Source organism: Acinetobacter baumannii (genome assembly GCF_009759685.1).
Classification (GTDB): domain Bacteria; phylum Pseudomonadota; class Gammaproteobacteria; order Pseudomonadales; family Moraxellaceae; genus Acinetobacter; species Acinetobacter baumannii.
Genome location: NZ_CP046654.1, coordinates 3,700,230 through 3,718,444, shown reverse-complemented (window position 1 = coordinate 3,718,444; position 18,215 = coordinate 3,700,230). Strand labels below are relative to the sequence as shown.

21 protein-coding genes and 1 other RNA gene are annotated in these 18,215 nt (G+C 37.3%); 16 read left to right on the top strand and 6 right to left on the bottom strand.

Annotated elements, in window-relative coordinates; genetic code table 11:
• Positions 1 to 118: 118 nt before the first annotated feature.
• Positions 119 to 304: a hypothetical protein gene (locus GO593_RS19380; protein ID WP_079377932.1), complete on the bottom strand. Its 186-nt coding sequence runs from the start codon at positions 302 to 304 to the stop codon at positions 119 to 121.
• A gap of 32 nt (positions 305 to 336) precedes the next feature.
• On the opposite strand from GO593_RS19380, the gene rimO reads away from it, so the two are divergent.
• The 12 genes from rimO to lpxA all read left to right on the top strand — a co-directional run bounded on the left by rimO (position 337) and on the right by lpxA (position 12,696).
• Positions 337 to 1,680 (top strand): 30S ribosomal protein S12 methylthiotransferase RimO, encoded by a 1,344-nt coding sequence (gene rimO / locus GO593_RS17750; protein ID WP_000856682.1) that lies wholly within the window; start codon positions 337 to 339, stop codon positions 1,678 to 1,680.
• 51 nt (positions 1,681 to 1,731) lie between these two features.
• Positions 1,732 to 2,460, top strand: a complete 729-nt coding sequence (pyrH, locus tag GO593_RS17745; RefSeq protein ID WP_000852257.1) for a UMP kinase — start codon at positions 1,732 to 1,734, stop codon at positions 2,458 to 2,460.
• 85 nt (positions 2,461 to 2,545) lie between these two features.
• Positions 2,546 to 3,100, top strand: a complete 555-nt coding sequence (gene frr / locus GO593_RS17740) for a ribosome recycling factor (RefSeq protein ID WP_000606428.1) — start codon at positions 2,546 to 2,548, stop codon at positions 3,098 to 3,100.
• Positions 3,101 to 3,105: 5 nt separating this feature from the next.
• On the top strand, positions 3,106 to 3,858 hold the full coding sequence (gene uppS, locus GO593_RS17735) for a polyprenyl diphosphate synthase (RefSeq protein WP_000132219.1): 753 nt from the start codon (positions 3,106 to 3,108) through the stop codon (positions 3,856 to 3,858).
• Entirely contained in the window at positions 3,858 to 4,682 is an 825-nt protein-coding gene (locus GO593_RS17730) for a phosphatidate cytidylyltransferase (RefSeq protein ID WP_000893489.1), read from the top strand. The genes uppS and GO593_RS17730 overlap by 1 nt, the downstream gene beginning before the upstream one ends.
• Positions 4,683 to 5,879 (top strand): 1-deoxy-D-xylulose-5-phosphate reductoisomerase, encoded by a 1,197-nt coding sequence (ispC, locus tag GO593_RS17725; protein WP_000194640.1) that lies wholly within the window; start codon positions 4,683 to 4,685, stop codon positions 5,877 to 5,879. It abuts the gene before it with no gap.
• Position 5,880: 1 nt separating this feature from the next.
• The gene (gene rseP / locus GO593_RS17720; protein ID WP_000992580.1) at positions 5,881 to 7,236 is read left to right on the top strand and encodes an RIP metalloprotease RseP; all 1,356 of its coding nucleotides are present in this window, start codon (positions 5,881 to 5,883) and stop codon (positions 7,234 to 7,236) included.
• A gap of 37 nt (positions 7,237 to 7,273) precedes the next feature.
• Positions 7,274 to 9,799: an outer membrane protein assembly factor BamA gene (gene bamA, locus GO593_RS17715; protein WP_001983709.1), complete on the top strand. Its 2,526-nt coding sequence runs from the start codon at positions 7,274 to 7,276 to the stop codon at positions 9,797 to 9,799.
• Positions 9,800 to 9,840: 41 nt separating this feature from the next.
• Complete coding sequence (locus GO593_RS17710; RefSeq protein WP_001037943.1) at positions 9,841 to 10,344, top strand: OmpH/Skp family outer membrane protein; 504 nt, start codon at positions 9,841 to 9,843, stop codon at positions 10,342 to 10,344.
• A gap of 4 nt (positions 10,345 to 10,348) precedes the next feature.
• A complete protein-coding gene (gene lpxD, locus GO593_RS17705; RefSeq protein ID WP_000868103.1) occupies positions 10,349 to 11,419 on the top strand; it encodes a UDP-3-O-(3-hydroxymyristoyl)glucosamine N-acyltransferase in 1,071 nt (356 codons plus the stop codon).
• 6 nt (positions 11,420 to 11,425) lie between these two features.
• Entirely contained in the window at positions 11,426 to 11,911 is a 486-nt protein-coding gene (gene fabZ / locus GO593_RS17700; protein WP_000140523.1) for a 3-hydroxyacyl-ACP dehydratase FabZ, read from the top strand.
• The gene (gene lpxA / locus GO593_RS17695; RefSeq protein WP_000064875.1) at positions 11,908 to 12,696 is read left to right on the top strand and encodes an acyl-ACP--UDP-N-acetylglucosamine O-acyltransferase; all 789 of its coding nucleotides are present in this window, start codon (positions 11,908 to 11,910) and stop codon (positions 12,694 to 12,696) included. Before fabZ ends, lpxA begins: the two co-directional genes overlap by 4 nt.
• 56 nt (positions 12,697 to 12,752) lie before the next feature.
• Here the strand turns inward: lpxA and GO593_RS17690 are convergent, their stop codons facing one another.
• The gene (locus GO593_RS17690; RefSeq protein ID WP_001178075.1) at positions 12,753 to 13,637 is read right to left on the bottom strand and encodes a YbgF trimerization domain-containing protein; all 885 of its coding nucleotides are present in this window, start codon (positions 13,635 to 13,637) and stop codon (positions 12,753 to 12,755) included.
• A gap of 316 nt (positions 13,638 to 13,953) precedes the next feature.
• Here GO593_RS17690 and ffs point away from each other — a divergent pair.
• Positions 13,954 to 14,050, top strand: an RNA gene (gene ffs, locus GO593_RS17685) — signal recognition particle sRNA small type.
• Between the two features lie 14 nt (positions 14,051 to 14,064).
• Here ffs and GO593_RS17680 read toward each other — a convergent pair.
• The 4 genes from GO593_RS17680 to GO593_RS17665 form a co-directional block, all read right to left on the bottom strand.
• Positions 14,065 to 14,547 (bottom strand): regulatory protein RecX, encoded by a 483-nt coding sequence (locus GO593_RS17680; protein WP_000476756.1) that lies wholly within the window; start codon positions 14,545 to 14,547, stop codon positions 14,065 to 14,067.
• A 53-nt stretch (positions 14,548 to 14,600) separates the two neighbouring features.
• Positions 14,601 to 15,650 carry a recombinase RecA gene (recA, locus tag GO593_RS17675; protein WP_000344169.1) on the bottom strand — a complete coding sequence of 350 codons (1,050 nt, stop codon included), beginning with the start codon at positions 15,648 to 15,650 and terminating at the stop codon, positions 14,601 to 14,603.
• A gap of 145 nt (positions 15,651 to 15,795) precedes the next feature.
• Positions 15,796 to 16,236 carry an RNA-binding S4 domain-containing protein gene (locus GO593_RS17670; protein ID WP_000040959.1) on the bottom strand — a complete coding sequence of 147 codons (441 nt, stop codon included), beginning with the start codon at positions 16,234 to 16,236 and terminating at the stop codon, positions 15,796 to 15,798.
• Positions 16,220 to 16,906 carry an HAD-IA family hydrolase gene (locus tag GO593_RS17665; protein WP_001045476.1) on the bottom strand — a complete coding sequence of 229 codons (687 nt, stop codon included), beginning with the start codon at positions 16,904 to 16,906 and terminating at the stop codon, positions 16,220 to 16,222. The genes GO593_RS17670 and GO593_RS17665 overlap by 17 nt, the downstream gene beginning before the upstream one ends.
• Positions 16,907 to 17,077: 171 nt before the next feature.
• Here GO593_RS17665 and GO593_RS17660 point away from each other — a divergent pair, with 171 nt between their 5' ends.
• The 3 genes from GO593_RS17660 (at position 17,078) to GO593_RS17650 (ending at position 18,180) form a co-directional block, all read left to right on the top strand.
• Positions 17,078 to 17,437, top strand: coding sequence for a YcgJ family protein (locus GO593_RS17660; protein ID WP_000798357.1), 360 nt, complete (start codon positions 17,078 to 17,080; stop codon positions 17,435 to 17,437).
• Positions 17,438 to 17,535: 98 nt separating this feature from the next.
• The gene (locus tag GO593_RS17655) at positions 17,536 to 17,772 is read left to right on the top strand and encodes a hypothetical protein (RefSeq protein WP_000525041.1); all 237 of its coding nucleotides are present in this window, start codon (positions 17,536 to 17,538) and stop codon (positions 17,770 to 17,772) included.
• Between the two features lie 114 nt (positions 17,773 to 17,886).
• Positions 17,887 to 18,180 carry a hypothetical protein gene (locus GO593_RS17650; RefSeq protein ID WP_000689661.1) on the top strand — a complete coding sequence of 98 codons (294 nt, stop codon included), beginning with the start codon at positions 17,887 to 17,889 and terminating at the stop codon, positions 18,178 to 18,180.
• Positions 18,181 to 18,215 lie beyond the last annotated feature (35 nt).

Genomic DNA, 18,215 nt, shown 5'->3' with positions numbered 1-18,215 from the left:
AATCGTTCCTGTCTTAAAATGGCGCAATGGCATCTTCATTGGTTATCGGTTTTCACCGTTATAGAACATGATTGATGCAAAATGTACGCCAACTTTGTTTATGGTTTATTTTAAGGTTTTAAGCGTAGTTAAAGCGCTCTAAAATCGTTCTTAATATCTTTTGGTCAAAAATATAGATGTATGCACCAATAATATCATGATCCAACTTGGTGCAATATTGAGTTTTGGTGCAAATATTGGTTGTATTTTGGTGCATTACACAAAGAGTAGGGTTTCCACCTATGCTTGAGACGAGAAAAGACATACAATACGCGCATTCAAGTGGAGCGCAGATTCATGAAGACCCCCAAAGTCGGTTTTGTTTCTTTAGGTTGTCCTAAGGCATTGGTAGATTCTGAACGAATTTTAACTCAGTTAAAGACTGAAGGTTATCAAGTTGCATCAGATTATGATGGTGCTGATTTAGTTGTTGTTAATACCTGTGGTTTTATTGAATCTGCAGTACAAGAATCTTTAGATGCAATTGGCGAAGCCATGAGTGAAAATGGCCGAGTTATTGTGACGGGCTGTTTAGGTAAAGACGAAGATAAAATTCGTCAAATGCACCCTAATGTTCTAAAAGTTACTGGTGCAGCAGCTTATCAAGACGTTATGGAAGCTGTACATGAATATGTGCCAGCACCGCCTAAACATAATCCGTTTATTGACCTTGTTCCTGAGCAAGGTATCCGTTTAACACCGAAACATTATGCTTATTTAAAAATATCTGAAGGCTGTAACCACCGTTGTACCTTCTGTATTATCCCGAGCATGCGCGGTGATTTAGTATCACGTCCGGTTGGAAGCGTATTAGAAGAAGCTGCTGCGTTAAAACGGGCAGGTGTAAAAGAAATCTTGGTCATTTCCCAAGATACCTCAGCTTATGGCGTAGATACCAAATATAAGCTCGATTTCTGGAACGGACAGCCCGTAAAAACCAAATTCTTTGACATGTGTGAAGCACTTGGTCAGCTTGGAATTTGGGTTCGCTTACATTATGTATATCCATATCCACATGTTGATGCAGTAATCGATTTGATGTCTCAAGGTAAAATCTTGCCATACCTCGATATTCCATTCCAACATGCAAGCCCACGCGTTCTTAAATTAATGAAACGTCCGGCGCATAGTGAAAATACACTAGAAAAAATTAAATTATGGCGCGAAAAATGCCCGGATCTTGTGATCCGTTCTACTTTTGTGGTTGGCTTTCCAGGCGAAACTGAAGAAGACTTCCAGATTTTGCTCGATTGGTTGGTTGAAGCTCAACTTGATCGTGTAGGCTGCTTTACCTATTCACCAGTAGAAGGCGCTACGGCAAATGATTTACCAGATCATGTGCCAGAAGAAATTAAGCAAGAGCGTTACGAGCGCTTTATGCAAGTGCAGCAACAAATCTCTGCTGCCAAATTACAAAAACGTATTGGTCAAACGATGACTGTATTGGTCGATAGTTTGGAAGATGAATATCCTGTTGCTGTTGCACGTTCTTATGCCGATGCTCCGGAAATTGACGGTAATGTCTTTGTAGAAGATATCGATAAGAGCACTATTCAACCAGGCGATATGTTGGAAGTCGAAATTACCGATGCGGATGAATACGACTTATTTGCAAAGTTAATTAAAATTAAATCGGTCTAATCGAATCACGATTCAAAAAGCATTCAGTTTAAGAGGTCTTGGAGCAAAATCATGGCGGAAACAATCAGCCCCCGTTATTCACGAATTTTATTAAAATTATCTGGTGAAGCTTTATCAGGTAATAAAGATATGGGTATTGATGCTCAAGTTTTAGATCAGATGTCACTTTCTATTGCACATTTGGTTGGCTTGGGTGTGCAAGTAGGTATCGTTGTGGGTGGCGGTAACTTATATCGTGGTAGCCAGTTACAAAAAGACGGTTTGGTTGGCCGTGTAACAGGTGATCAGATGGGGATGCTTGCAACTGTTATGAATGGTTTGGCAATGCGTGACGCATTGGTGCGCCGTAACATCAGAACTCGTCTTATGTCAGCGCTACCAATCGGTACTGTTGTAGAGTCTTACTCAAGTCGTGATGCGATTCGTCATTTAAGCCAAGGCGAAGTGTGTGTTTTCGTAGCAGGAACAGGAAATCCATTCTTTACAACTGATACAGCAGCTTGTTTACGTGGTATTGAAATTGAAGCGAATTTAATTTTGAAAGCGACCAAAGTAGACGGTGTTTATAATAAAGATCCGAGTAAATACGAAGATGCAGTGAAATATGACCATTTAACATTTGACCAAGTGTTAGATGAAAAACTGGGTGTTATGGATTTAACGGCAATTTGCTTATGTCGTGACCATAATGTTCCATTACAAGTATTTGATATGAATAAATCTGGTGCGCTATTGTCAGTGGTAATGGGTGAAAAAGAGGGTACACGCGTTACTAAATAATGTACGTGTGCCTTAAAGCTCTTTATACTAGCGCTAAATTAAATTTGTTATATACATCCTTGAATAAATAAGTAAGGAAGATCATATGATTAACGATCTGAAAAAAGACAGCGAACAGCGTATGTTAAAAACTCTTGAGTCTTTGGAACAAGGGTTTGCTAAAGTTCGTACCGGCCGTGCACACCCATCAATTTTAAATGGGGTAATGGTTCCTTACTATGGTTCTGATGTGCCTTTAAACCAAGTAGCGAACGTTGGTGTTGAAGATTCTCGTACGCTTATCGTTCAACCATTTGAACGTACGATGGTTGCTGCAATTGATAAAGCAATTCGTGAAAGTGATTTAGGTTTAAATCCTATTACTGCTGATTCAATCCGTGTACCATTACCAGCTTTAACTGAAGAAACACGTCGTGATATGCAGAAAATCGCTCGCAGTGAAGCTGAAAATGCGAAAGTTGCTATCCGTAATATTCGTCGTGATGTATTAGGTGATATCAAGGCATTGTTAAAAGAGAAAGAAATTTCTGAAGATGATGAGCGTCGTGCAGGCGATGATATCCAAAAAATCACTGATAAATATGTTGCAGAAGTAGACAAACGTCTAGCAGCGAAAGAAGCAGAATTGATGAAGGTCTAATTTTTATGACCGATTCAGAAGAGTATCATCTTCCTCAGCATGTTGCCATCATCATGGATGGCAACAATCGCTTTGCAAAGAAAAATCAAATGCAAAAAGGCGATGGGCACAGAGAGGGTAAAAATGTTCTTGACCCTATTGTTGAACATTGTGTTAAAACTGGCGTTCGTGCTTTAACTGTTTTTGCATTTTCGAGTGAAAATTGGAATCGACCACAATATGAAGTCGATCTGCTTATGAAGCTTCTTGAAGAAACGATTCATGAGCAAATACCTCGCATGAAGAAATTCAATATTGCTTTGCGCTTTATAGGGGATCGTTCCCGATTACCTTCACATTTAGTTGCCTTAATGGAAGATGCAGAGCAACAAACAGCACATCATGACGCCATGACATTAACTATTGCAGTAAGCTATGGTGGTATGTGGGATATTGCAAATGCAGCTAAGCAGGTTGCTCAAGCAGTTTCCCGTGGCGAAATTGACGCTGATCAAATAAATGTTGATTTGTTCGAAAAATATGTCAGTCTAAACGATCTGCCAGCTGTGGACTTGTTGATCCGTACAGGTGGAGATTTCCGTATATCTAACTTCTTGTTATGGCAAGCGGCTTATGCGGAGCTATATTTTACGGATACTTTGTGGCCGGAATTTACAGTGGAAGAATTCGACCATGCATTGAATGTCTTTTCAGGGCGTGAACGTCGTTTCGGTAAAACATCTGAACAAATTCAGCAAGAGAAAATCGAGAAATTATAATGTTAGAGCGGATTGTTACCGCATTGGTACTTGTTGCAGTTGTTTTGGGCTGTATGTTTGCTACGCAATCACATTATCCAATGTTGGTACTTATGATTGTAGCAGCAGGAGTTGCGGGGTATGAATGGTATAAGTTAATGCCTCGGGAAGTTGGTGCAGTAGTAAAACCTAAAGCTTGGGGTTATGGTCTACTTGTTGCTTTTGTTTCTGGCGTTGCCTTATTCTTTCATGACATTGCTTTACTGTTATGGTCTGCTTCAATTTTAACTTGGCTCGTTAGTGTTTATTGGGTCAAGTCTTTTCCTGAATTCGATGGGTGGTATAACGCGACCCTGTATGTCATTGGTTTGATTCTTATCTGTGCAGCAGTGACTGCAATCTTTGTAGTATGGCAAAGCTCACCATGGTGGTTGATGTATTTGTTCTTGCTTGTGTGGGGTGCAGATAGTGGAGCTTACTTTGTAGGCCGTAAATTCGGTAAAAGAAAATTGGCGCCTACAGTAAGTCCTAATAAATCAGTAGAAGGTTTATATGGCGGTATTCTCACTACAATTATTGTAATGCTTGTGGTGCAATATCAATATTTAAACCTAACTTGGGTTCAACAACTTCTATTCTTGATTTTGTCTTTAATTACAGTGTTCGGTTCAGTATTAGGTGATTTATTTGAATCAATGATCAAACGCCGTGCTGGTATTAAAGACTCTGGCCGTGTTTTGCCAGGTCATGGTGGTGTATTGGACCGTATTGATTCTTTACTCGCAGCAGCCCCGATTTTTGCAACGGGAATGTATATATTAAAGCTTATTGGTGTAGATTTATAGATGACACAATCTGTTTGCATATTGGGTGTAACCGGTTCTATTGGACGAAGTACCTTAAAAATTTTAGGTCAACATCCAGATAAGTATTCAGTCTTTGCAGTTTCGGCGCATAGTCGAATTTCTGAACTTGTTGAAATCTGCAAACAGTTTCGACCTAAAGTTGTTGTTGTTCCTGAACAGAAAATAGCTGAACTAAAAACACTATTTGCTCAGCAAAATATATCGGATATTGATGTTTTAGCTGGGCAAGAGGGTTTAGTCGATATCGCATCTCATACAGATGTGGATATTGTTATGGCTGCAATTGTAGGGGCAGCTGGGCTGTTGCCAACTTTAGCGGCTGTTAAGGCAGGTAAACGAGTACTACTTGCCAATAAAGAAGCATTAGTTATGTCTGGTGAAATCATGATGCAAGCTGCTCGTGATCATCAGGCATTGTTATTGCCAGTTGATTCTGAACATAATGCAATTTTCCAATCATTACCTCATAATTATTTACAAGCAGATAGAACAGGGCAACCACAGCTAGGTGTATCTAAAATATTGCTTACAGCATCTGGTGGTCCCTTTTTAAATCACTCCTTAGAACAATTGACTCATGTAACGCCGCAACAAGCATGTAAACATCCAAACTGGTCAATGGGACAAAAAATTTCGGTTGACTCAGCTACTCTTATGAATAAAGGGTTAGAGTTAATAGAGGCTTGTCATTTATTTTCAATATCTGAACATTTTGTTACAGTTGTTGTTCATCCACAAAGTATCATTCACTCTATGGTGCAGTATGTTGATGGTTCAACATTAGCACAAATGGGTAACCCGGATATGTGTACTCCGATTGCACATGCATTGGCATGGCCTGAGCGTTTACAAACTAATGTTCCTGCTTTAGATTTATTTGAGTATTCTCAACTTAATTTTCAGGCACCGGATACCCAAAAATTTCTTGCATTAAATTTGGCTAGACAAGCAATGCGTGCGGGAGGTTTGGCACCAACCATTTTGAATGCAGCTAATGAAATTGCAGTTGAAGCATTCTTAATGGAAAGGATTGGATTTACAAGTATTCCGCAAGTGGTAGAGCATACTTTGGAAAAATTAGAGAATGCAGCGGCTGAAAGCATCGAGTGCATTTTAGATAAAGATAAAGTGGCCCGATCTGTAGCTCAGCAATATATATCAAGTATTGGAGGCTGAAATGAATGCACTGTTTATGATTGCAGCGGCAGCTCTTTTACTTGGGCCTCTAATTGCAATCCATGAGTTTGGCCATTACTGGGTTGCGCGAAAACTTGGTGTTAAAGTTTTAGTTTACTCAATTGGGTTTGGACCAATTTTACTGAAATGGACGTCTAAGAAGTCTGGTATTAAATATCAGCTTTCTGCCTTACCTTTAGGCGGCTATGTCAAAATGTTGGACGAGCGAGAAGGTAATGTGGCAGAACAAGATCTACCATATGCTTTTAACCGGCAAAAACCGTGGAAACGTATAGCGATTGTTGCTGCTGGACCATTAATTAACTTGATTTTTGCCGTACTCCTCTTTTGGATTTTGTTTTTACCAGCCCAAGAACAATTAAATACTAAAATTGGCAAAATTATTCCAAACTCTCCAGCTGCAGCAGCCCAGTTACATGTAGGTGACAAAATTATTGCTGTTGATGGGAAAGAGACAACAACATGGGAAAAGCTAAACTTTGCTTTGATTGATCGAGTTGGGGAAACAGGTACTGTAAATATTGATGTGGACCGTGCTGGTTCCGAAAAAAATTTTGTATTACCAATTAAAGATTTTTTAAAAAATCAAAATGAATCTGCACTGGACGTATTAGGTTTCTTACCTTATCGACCTGTGATTCCTGCTGTTGTAACAGAGTTAACGGAAGATGGTGCGGCGATTCGTCAAGGGATGAAAGTGGGCGATCGTATTGTTGCGATTGATGGCCAGCCTATGAAAGATTGGTTCGACGTGGTAGAAGTTGTCCAGCGTTCCCCAGAAAAGTTACTTAAGATTGATGTCTTACGTCATGAACAACTAGTACATTTACAAGTTATGCCACAAGGTAAGCGTGATAGCATGGGGCAGGTAAATGGAGTACTTGGTGTAAAAAGTGATGCTGGAAAAATTACAATTCCTGACGAATATAAGCAAACAATTCAATATACTCCAATACAAGCTTTTGAAATGGCACTTGATAAAACTGGCCAAATCTCTAGCATGATTTTGAATTCAATAGTAAAAATGGTTAAGGGACTAATTGGATTAGAAAATCTTTCTGGGCCAATTACCATTGCAAAAGTAGCTGGCCAAAGTGCAGAAATGGGTTGGGAAACCTTTATCTCTTTTATGGCTTTAATGAGTGTAAGTCTTGGAATTTTAAACTTATTACCAATTCCAATGTTAGATGGTGGTCATCTAGTGTATTACATTATTGAAGCTATTCGTGGGAAGCCTGTTTCTGAACAAATACAAATGTTTGGTCTAAAAATTGGTATGGTACTGCTCGGTAGTATGATGCTTTTAGCTTTATTTAATGACTTTATGCGTTTGTAAACGTATATGGATTTATAACTTACTGGAAAAAACTGGCATGCGGCACACACATTTTTTAATGCCTTTGGCACTTGTTAGCGCTATGGCAGCGGTACAACAAGCATATGCAGCTGATGATTTCGTTGTTAGAGATATTCGTGTAAACGGGTTGGTCCGTCTTACCCCTGCAAATGTTTATACCATGTTGCCAATCAACAGTGGCGATCGCGTTAATGAACCGATGATCGCCGAAGCAATTCGAACATTGTATGCCACTGGACTTTTTGATGATATTAAAGCATCAAAAGAAAATGATACTTTGGTTTTTAATGTTATTGAGCGCCCAATTATTTCAAAGCTTGAATTTAAGGGTAATAAACTTATTCCCAAAGAGGCTTTAGAACAAGGCCTTAAAAAAATGGGTATTGCTGAGGGTGAGGTTTTTAAGAAATCTGCTTTGCAAACCATTGAGACAGAATTAGAGCAACAATATACTCAACAAGGCCGTTACGATGCTGATGTTACAGTTGATACAGTTGCTCGTCCAAATAACCGCGTTGAATTAAAAATTAATTTTAATGAAGGAACGCCGGCAAAAGTCTTTGATATTAATGTAATTGGTAATACTGTTTTTAAAGACAGTGAAATTAAACAAGCATTTGCAGTTAAAGAAAGTGGTTGGGCTTCTGTAGTCACACGTAATGACCGTTATGCACGTGAAAAAATGGCTGCAAGCCTTGAAGCTTTACGTGCCATGTACCTTAACAAAGGCTATATTAATTTTAATATTAATAATTCCCAACTCAATATTAGTGAAGATAAAAAGCATATCTTTATTGAGGTTGCTGTTGATGAAGGTAGCCAATTTAAATTTGGTCAAACTAAATTCTTAGGTGATGCACTTTATAAGCCTGAAGAATTACAAGCATTAAAAATTTATAAAGATGGTGATACCTATTCACAAGAAAAAGTAAATGCAGTTAAGCAATTACTTTTACGTAAGTATGGTAATGCAGGTTATTACTTTGCAGATGTAAATATTGTGCCGCAGATTAATAATGAAACTGGCGTTGTTGACTTAAATTATTATGTGAATCCAGGTCAACAAGTTACCGTACGTCGTATTAATTTTACTGGTAATAGCAAAACTTCTGATGAAGTATTACGTCGTGAAATGCGTCAGATGGAAGGTGCATTAGCGAGCAATGAAAAAATTGACTTATCTAAAGTTCGTTTAGAGCGTACAGGTTTCTTTAAAACCGTTGATATTAAACCTGCTCGTATTCCAAACTCTCCAGACCAAGTTGACTTAAACGTAAATGTTGAAGAACAACATTCAGGTACTACTACATTAGCGGTCGGTTATTCGCAAAGTGGTGGTATTACGTTCCAAGCAGGACTTAGTCAAACTAACTTTATGGGTACAGGTAACCGAGTTGCAATTGACTTATCTCGTTCTGAAACTCAAGACTATTATAACTTAAGTGTTACTGACCCTTACTTTACCATTGATGGAGTAAGCCGCGGTTATAACGTCTATTATCGTAAAACGAAGCTAAATGATGACTATAACGTTAACAACTATGTAACGGATAGTTTCGGTGGTAGTTTAAGTTTTGGTTACCCAATTGACGAAAATCAAAGTTTAAGTGCTTCGGTGGGCGTTGATAACACTAAAGTAACCACAGGTCCTTATGTTTCTACATATGTACGTGATTACTTATTGGCAAATGGTGGTAAGGCAACTAGTAAAGGTACATATTGCCCAACAGATGCAAATGGTGATTCTCAATATGATACCGAGAAGGGGGAATGTAAGGTCCCCGAAGAAACATATGATAATGCTTTTGAAGGGGAATTCTTTACTTATAACTTGAACTTGGGTTGGTCTTATAACACTTTAAACAGACCAATTTTCCCAACGTCAGGTATGTCTCATCGTGTAGGTCTTGAAATTGGTTTACCAGGTAGCGATGTTGATTATCAAAAAGTAACTTATGATACTCAAGCATTTTTCCCTATCGGCAGTACCGGCTTTGTACTTCGTGGTTATGGTAAGTTAGGTTATGGTAATGATTTGCCATTCTATAAAAACTTCTATGCAGGCGGTTACGGTTCTGTTCGAGGCTATGACAACAGTACCCTAGGACCTAAATATCCAAGTGTAAATCTACAAGAAACTAAGCAAAATGATAGTTCTCCTGAAGAAGTAGGTGGCAATGCTCTGGTCCAATTTGGTACAGAGTTGGTTTTACCAATGCCATTTAAAGGTGACTGGACTCGACAAGTACGTCCTGTTCTTTTTGCCGAAGGCGGTCAGGTTTTTGATACTAAATGTAATATTGATAACTCTGTTTATGGCAACAAAGGTATGAAGATTAATGGCCAGACCATTACGGATGTTAGAAAATATTGTGAAGATAATTATGGATTTGATTTAGGTAACTTACGTTATAGTGTGGGTGTTGGTGTAACCTGGATTACCATGATTGGTCCATTGTCACTTAGCTATGCATTCCCGTTAAATGATAAACCGGGTGATGAAACTAAAGAAATTCAGTTTGAAATTGGTCGTACTTTCTAAGTACGATCTTTTTGCATAACGAAATAAGGAAAGAGATTTACATGAATAAATTAAATAAATTAATGTTAGGGTTAGGCCTGACAGTAGCTTCAGTAGCAGCTAATGCAGCTGGTTATGGGGTAATTGATCTTGCTAAAGTTGTTGAAAGTAGTACTTATTTGAAACAGCAAAATGCAAGCTTAAACCAGTCTGTGAAACCAACTACAACTAAGCTTGAGCAATTAGGTAAAGAGTTAGAAGGACTTCAACGTCAAGCGCAGACTCAAGGCCAAAAAATGAAAGAAGATGAGATTAAAAAATTACAATCTCAGTATCAATCGAAATTAAATGAGTTTAATTCAACACAGCAAGGCTTACAGTCAAGAGTTCAAACGAGTTTACAAAGTATGAATACAACTTTTGAGACTAGAGTTAAGCAAGCTGCTGAGCAATTACGAAAAGAAAATAATCTTGACTTTATTTTGAATAAAAATTCGACTGTTGCCTATGACGCTAAGTATGATTTAACTGATAAAATGATACAAAAGGTTAATTCAATGAAATAAATTAATGAAAGTGCAACAATATCGTTTAGATGAATTAGCTCACCTTGTTAAAGGTGAGCTAATTGGTGAAGGTAGTCTTCAATTTTCAAACTTGGCGAGTTTGGAAAATGCAGAGGTTAACCATCTTACTTTTGTGAATGGTGAGAAACATCTTGATCAAGCTAAAGTAAGTCGTGCGGGCGCTTACATTGTTACCGCAGCTTTAAAAGAACATCTTCCTGAAAAAGATAATTTTATTATTGTTGATAATCCCTATCTTGCGTTTGCAATCCTTACCCATGTATTTGATAAAAAGATTAGCTCAACAGGCATAGAAAGCACTGCCCAAATTCATCCATCTGCTGTTATTTCCGAAACTGCTTATATTGGTCACTATGTGGTTATTGGTGAGAATTGTGTAGTTGGCGATAATACCGTCATTCAGTCACATACCAAACTTGATGATAATGTAGAAGTTGGAAAAGACTGTTTTATTGATTCTCATGTCACTATTACAGGTGGTTCTAAATTACGAGATCGCGTCCGTATTCATTCAAGTACTGTCATTGGTGGAGAAGGTTTTGGTTTTGCTCCATATCAAGGAAAGTGGCATCGTATTGCTCAATTAGGTTCAGTTTTAATTGGAAATGATGTCCGAATTGGATCAAATTGTAGTATTGATAGAGGCGCACTTGATAATACAATTTTGGAAGATGGGGTTATTATTGATAACCTTGTGCAAATTGCACATAACGTCCATATTGGTTCAAATACTGCTATTGCAGCGAAGTGCGGTATTGCCGGAAGTACAAAAATTGGCAAAAACTGTATTCTAGCTGGGGCGTGTGGAGTGGCAGGACACCTTTCAATTGCTGATAATGTGACTTTGACTGGAATGTCAATGGTCACAAAAAATATTTCTGAAGCTGGAACTTACTCTTCGGGAACCGGATTATTTGAAAATAATCATTGGAAAAAGACGATTGTACGCTTGCGACAATTAGCAGATGTGCCATTGACCCAAATCACTAAACGACTTGATCATATACAAGCTCAAATAGAGTCTCTTGAATCAACTTTTAATTTGCGTAAATAGAATATTATGACCGAGTCTACTACACCTAAATTTGCCATCCCTGAATTACCAATGCAGATTCAAACGATTCGTCAATATTTGCCGCATCGTTACCCATTCTTATTGGTTGATCGTGTGACTGAAGTTACTGACAATAGTATTGTTGGTTATAAAAATGTTTCTATCAATGAAGAGTTCCTACAAGGGCATTTCCCAGAATATCCAATTATGCCTGGTGTTCTCATTGTTGAAGCATTAGCTCAAGTTTCAGGCGTTCTTGGTTTTATTATGAACAATGAAACGCCAAAACCAGGTTCATTATTCCTGTTTGCTGGTGCAGAAAGAGTTAGATTTAAAAAACAAGTAGTTGCAGGTGATCAACTTGTATTAAAATCTGAGTTGGTAATGCAGAAGCGCGGTATCTACAAATACAATTGTACAGCTAGCGTTGACGGCATTGTAGCAGCAACCGCTGAGATTATGATTTCACACCAAAAAACAGAGCAGGCATGAGCAATCACGATTTAATCCATTCTACCGCCATTATTGATCCATCTGCAGTGATTGCTTCAGATGTTCAAATAGGACCTTATTGTATTATTGGTCCCCAAGTGACTATTGGTGCTGGTACTAAATTACATTCTCATGTGGTTGTAGGTGGTTTTACCAGAATTGGCCAAAATAACGAAATCTTTCAATTTGCAAGTGTTGGCGAAGTTTGCCAAGACCTCAAATATAAAGGTGAAGAAACGTGGCTTGAAATTGGTAACAATAATCTAATTCGCGAACATTGCAGCTTACATAGAGGTACGGTGCAAGATAATGCATTAACCAAGATAGGTAGTCATAACCTATTAATGGTAAATACACATATTGCACATGATTGTATCGTAGGTGACCATAATATCTTTGCTAATAATGTAGGTGTCGCTGGACATGTACATATTGGTGATCACGTTATTGTAGGTGGTAATTCTGGAATTCATCAATTCTGTAAGATCGATTCTTATAGCATGATTGGTGGGGCTTCTTTGATCCTTAAAGATGTTCCAGCCTATGTGATGGCGTCTGGTAACCCTGCACATGCGTTTGGTATAAATATTGAAGGTATGCGAAGAAAAGGTTGGTCTAAAAATACAATTCAAGGCTTAAGAGAAGCTTATAAATTGATATTTAAATCTGGATTAACTTCTGTTCAAGCTATTGACCAAATTAAAAGTGAAATTTTACCTTCAGTTCCAGAAGCTCAACTCTTGATTGATTCTCTTGAACAATCAGAGCGTGGAATTGTGCGCTAATCAAGAAGACATAAAAAAAGACACTGTTTTAACAGTGTCTTTTTTTTATGTCTAAATTATTTGTTAAAGAATTTTGCTTCTTCAGACTTTGAATATTGGCTAAGTAACTTATTCTTGTATTGATTTGCTGACACAGTATTCTTATCAACATCTTTAGCGATACTATAAAGTTGGTACAATGCTCGAGGTGCTTTACTTGAATTTGGGTATTGGTTCGCTACGACATTATAGTTTTTCTTTGCTTCATTATAATTTACTGGATCTGTGGCTAAATGAAACTCGGCTAACCAAAAATAAGCATTACCTGTATAGATACTATTAGGATGGTTTTTTATAAAGTTTTGCATTGGAGCAATTGCTTTTTTAGCACCACCTTGTTTATATGCATCTAAAGCTACAGTATAAGCAGCTTTTTCTAATTCGAGGGAATTTGACTGGTTTTGCGCAGCAGCTGGTGCTGGTTGAGTAGTGGTTGTTAGTGCGCTAGGCTGCTGCTCAGAAGTTTGTGTGGCTGGTACTGCAGCTACTTTATTACTCTCTGTGGTTTGAGGGGCTGGTGCACTAGCAGGAGTAGTGTTATCGGACGTTGTATTTGAACTATCGTCTTGTGTAGCACTGTCAGGGTCAACTTTTTGGTGTAATAATTCTAAACGTTGATCTAAATCGGTATATCGGTTTGCTAGATCTTTCTTTAATTGCTCAATATCATTAGCTTGTTCTTCAAGCTGACCTCTTAATGTACGAATATCATTTTCTAATTGTTGGTTTTTTTGCATGAGTTCCCAGTTTAAATTTGTAGGAACTGAAATATTGCTTGAAGAAGTATTAGATGCACTACCATCATTTTGACTTAAACCACGAGACTCGATAGGGATATTTGCGTATAGAGAAGTGGTGCTCATTAAGGCAATAAATAATAAAGAATGCTTCTTCATTTGCATGTGTATAAATCCATAATTTTATATAAAAGCCACCTTGACACAGGAATATAAAAAACAATTCTCTAAATATCTAAGGTTTTTCATTGATCAATGCAATTAAAGCAGTTAACAGTTTAAATGCAAGGATAGTTTACAATCTTCAAGCATATTTTATGCAAAATAAGAAAAGAGCATAAGCTCAAGAAATTACATTTTTGGGGTTTAAAGCTATTTTTGCTGAGGAATTAATCAATCGAAACAGAAACTTGCCGAAAAAGGCAGAGAAGGGTTGCAACTCTTTTAAAAATCTCTATACTTTGTTTTGCAATGGTAGCCCCGCTGGTGGCTTCGCAATTGTACTCTGTGAACCCCGCCAGGACCGGAAGGTAGCAACGGTAGCAGATCTATGATGTGCCGAAGTTTTGCTAGTGGGGTTGCCACCATTCTTTTAATCCAATTTTCTTTGGATTGCTTTTAAAATTACATCTAAATCAAATCCTCTATATTGTAAGAATCTGATCTGTTTTGCTTTAAGTTTTGGATCTTTCTCTACAGCTTCTCCAAATTTTTTAACTTTAAGTTGATAAGCCTGTTCTACCCAATCAATTTCTTGAATTTCATCTGCAATTAAATCATTTTCAATTTGTTTAGTTTTTAAAGCTTGTTGAATTCGTTTCGGCCCTTTACCTTTACGAATTTGGCTTGCTAGCATTTGCTCAGCAACACGTTGATCACTCTGGTAATTTTGTTCAGATAACTCCTCAACCAGTTGTTTTACTTCTTCTATATTTTGTGCATAACGAGCTAATTTCTCGATAAGCTCTGCTTTAGAGTAATCTCGGCGAGTGAGTAAAGCAAAAGCATATGAGCGTAAACGTTGGCCAGTAAGAGGAGGGCGCTGCTGAGATTGCTCATCGTTTCTTTTGAACATATAAAATTCCTTGTAAAAAACGCCCCGAAGGGCGTTTTATGACTCATGTATAATTACGATTCTAATAAAAGATCTGGCTCTTCTTCATCTTCAATTTGAACTGCACCATTTGTGCCTGTAGTCAGCAATTGTTCACGGATATTACGTTCAATTTCTTCAGCTATTTGAGTATTTTCTTCAAAATAGCGAATTACATTGTTTTTACCTTGGCCAATTTTATTGCCTTGATATGAATACCATGCACCAGCTTTTTGTACGATATCCTGTTGTACAGCTAAATCTACAAGTTCACCTAGTTGGTTAGTACCTTTACCGTATAGAATTTGGAAAATAGCTTCTTTAAACGGAGGAGCCATTTTGTTCTTAACGACTTTAACTTTAGTTTCTGAACCAACAATTTCATCGCCTTCTTTTACTTGACCGATACGACGAATATCTAAACGAACTGAAGCGTAGAATTTAAGAGCGTTACCACCAGTGGTAGTTTCTGGGCTACCAAACATAACACCAATTTTCATACGAATCTGGTTAATGAAGATAACCATACAGTTTGAACGTTTAGCATTACCCGTAATTTTACGAAGTGCCTGGCTCATAAGACGCGCTTGTAGACCCATATGAGAGTCACCCATCTCACCTTCGATTTCTGCTTTAGGTGTAAGTGCAGCCACCGAGTCCACAACGATTAAATCAATTGCGCCTGAACGGACAAGCATGTCAGCAATTTCAAGTGCTTGCTCACCATTGTCGGGTTGTGAAACAAGTAGGTTATCAATATCTACACCAAGTTTGCGTGCATATTGAGGGTCTAGGGCGTGCTCAGCATCAATGAAGGCACATGTACCACCAGATTTTTGACATTGAGCAATTGCTTGCAATGTCATTGTGGTTTTACCAGAAGATTCAGGACCATAAATCTCGATAATACGGCCTTTTGGTAAACCACCAATCCCCAATGCGATGTCTAAAGTTAAAGAACCTGTAGATACGGCTTCAACTGCTTGAACAGTGTTATCACCAAGACGCATAACCGTATTTTTACCAAATTGCTTCTCAATTTGGCTCAAAGCGGCTTGTAATGCTTTGCTTTTATTCTCATCCATCTCAAAAACCTCAATACTCTATGTTCATCACGTTTAACCCAAGTGGATGCATTGAATCTCAACTTGTTTCACAGGGCTAATAGTGACAGATTTTTTCTCTAGCTTCTATATATTGTATATGTGAGTGCGACACAACTCGACGTTTTTATTCATCATTATAAGACCAGTGATCTTCATAATGTTGATCATTATCCTGTTTAAACCGATTGATTTGTCGCCGATCTTTCTTGCTTGGTCTATGGTCAGGTCGTGCTAGATTATGCAATTTTCGTTGGGAAGCAATCAACTCCCGTCTTGCAATACTTACTTCTGTTTCTTCATAAAGTTGTTGTGCAACAGGGGCCGGTCCTCGGGTATTGGAGAGCGCTTTAACAACAACTGTTTTTTTATCGAAACCTTGTTGAACAACGAGCTCCATACCGACACGAATTTCTTTAGAAACTTTTACACGTTCATTATTGTGATGTACTTTACCCCCTTCAATTGCAGCTTTAGCAATAGAACGGGTTTTAAAAAAACGTGCTGCCCACAACCATTTGTCGACACGCATGGTTTCTACAGCATCGTCTTCACGCAATTTTGACATCATTATCCTTTCTATCAATTTGATTCAAAATAGACAGTAGCTCTGTAAGCTGACCTAGAGCTTTATACTCTAAATCTTGTGGCTGTCTTATACTCTTAAGACTTGAGGGCTGTAAGATAGTAAACAAGTGTCTTATACCAAATTTTTCTGCAGTTTTTAAAACAGGAAGAGTGTCATCTAAAAAAATAGTGCTTTCTGGCGCAAAATGATGCAAGCGTTGCAACTCTTTCCAGAATTGGATGTCTTCTTTTGCGTAACCAATTTGTTCGCTAGATACGATGACTTCAAAAAAATCTTGGATAGGAACGTTATCAAGCTTTAATTTTAGGCTTGCACAGTCAGCATTGGTGACTAGCCAACATTGATAATCTTGTGCTTTTAAAGCGCTGAGCAGCTCCATGCATCCTGGTCTCGCTTTAATTTTATGCTCAAATTCTTGCTGGAGCTTTAAAACATCCACGCCAGTTGTTTGTGTCCAGAAGTTTGATGAGTACCAAGCAAGCGTATGTTTATGGCTGCGATAAAACTGGTTTAATATTTCTTGACTCTCAGTTAAAGATAGATGATGTGTTTCAGAATGTCTTTTAGGTAAGCATTCGTTCCAGATAAAGTCATCAAAAGCTAAATCTAGTAAAGTTCCATCCATGTCAAACAGCACTACCTTATTCATGTTGCGAACGCTCCAGCTTTAAATATACATGGAAGAAATTAGCTTAAGATTATAAACATTAAAGCCTCAAAAACAGATTGATTTGTTGTTATCTCATCATTTTAAAGTTCTAAAGATATTTTACTTTTGATATATTATTTCCATAATTAATGATAATGAGTGAATTAAAAAATGAAAAATTCTAATTTCTTTGTTGTTTTTATCGGTTCTATTTGTTTTGCGTTTAGTGCAAATACATTGGCACAAAATACAGCTGCAGTTTTTTCACCTAAAAGAGGTGTAGTCTGTGATAAATATATTTGTGCAGATAAAAAGGGCGTTTCCAAATCCTTAACTAATCAATATTTAGGTGCAAAAAAAGCAAAACAAGCTTTTTCACAAGGTGACTTTGATACATCTGCTTTTACTTTTTCTAATGGTGTATTTTGTGATACCACTACTAAATTGTGCCATGTGAATAAATTTTTTGAAAATGGGCATAGAAGTAGAGTAGATAAAAAAATGACTGATAAAATTTTTAAAAATAGGTAGTTGTATGAGTTGTAAATTAGTTTTTTGATACTTTTTTGCGTTTCTATACTTTATATGAAATTATCATTATTTAAATATTATTAAAAGTTGGAATAAAAGTGGGATTATATACAATTAGATATGGTTATCGTAACAACAGTTTTTTTATTGCTTCAAACACGGCTGGGCAGTTTATTGTGATTGATGCATTAGGAGCAGATTTCCAAATTGGTCATCAAATTTCTTATGAAGGGAGCAAAATAATAAACGAAACATTAAATGATGAAACGGATGCAAAAGTTCATCTTGAGAGCAACGAAAAAGAAGCTTATGAGTATTTACGGACAATGAAATAATCATCTCGTTATTTTGATTTACATAGGATACGTATTGGCAAACATTTTATAAATTGAACTCTACTTATTTAAAGTTATATTAAAAATCATTTGAATAACAATTTAGAGTAGGCGATGAAAATTGGATTTATTGGAGGAGCCAATGATGGCATTGTTATCAATGCTGCCAATGGCATTGATACTTATAAACTTGAATGGCATTACAAGGCTGAGAAGCATTGTGAAGAACAGCCATCATTAGGGCTAAATGGCCCTGAATATGACTATTACAATTTATTAATTTTGAGAAAAAATAAAGAGGCAAAACTTTTCTACGTTTTAACTACCATGGACAAAGAAGATATAGCGAATAAGATTAATGAGTATTGGGAGCACTCCACCTCTGTAGGTTATGATTTTGATGAGTAGTAACCATTTTAACTCATTGAAATATTTTATTTATA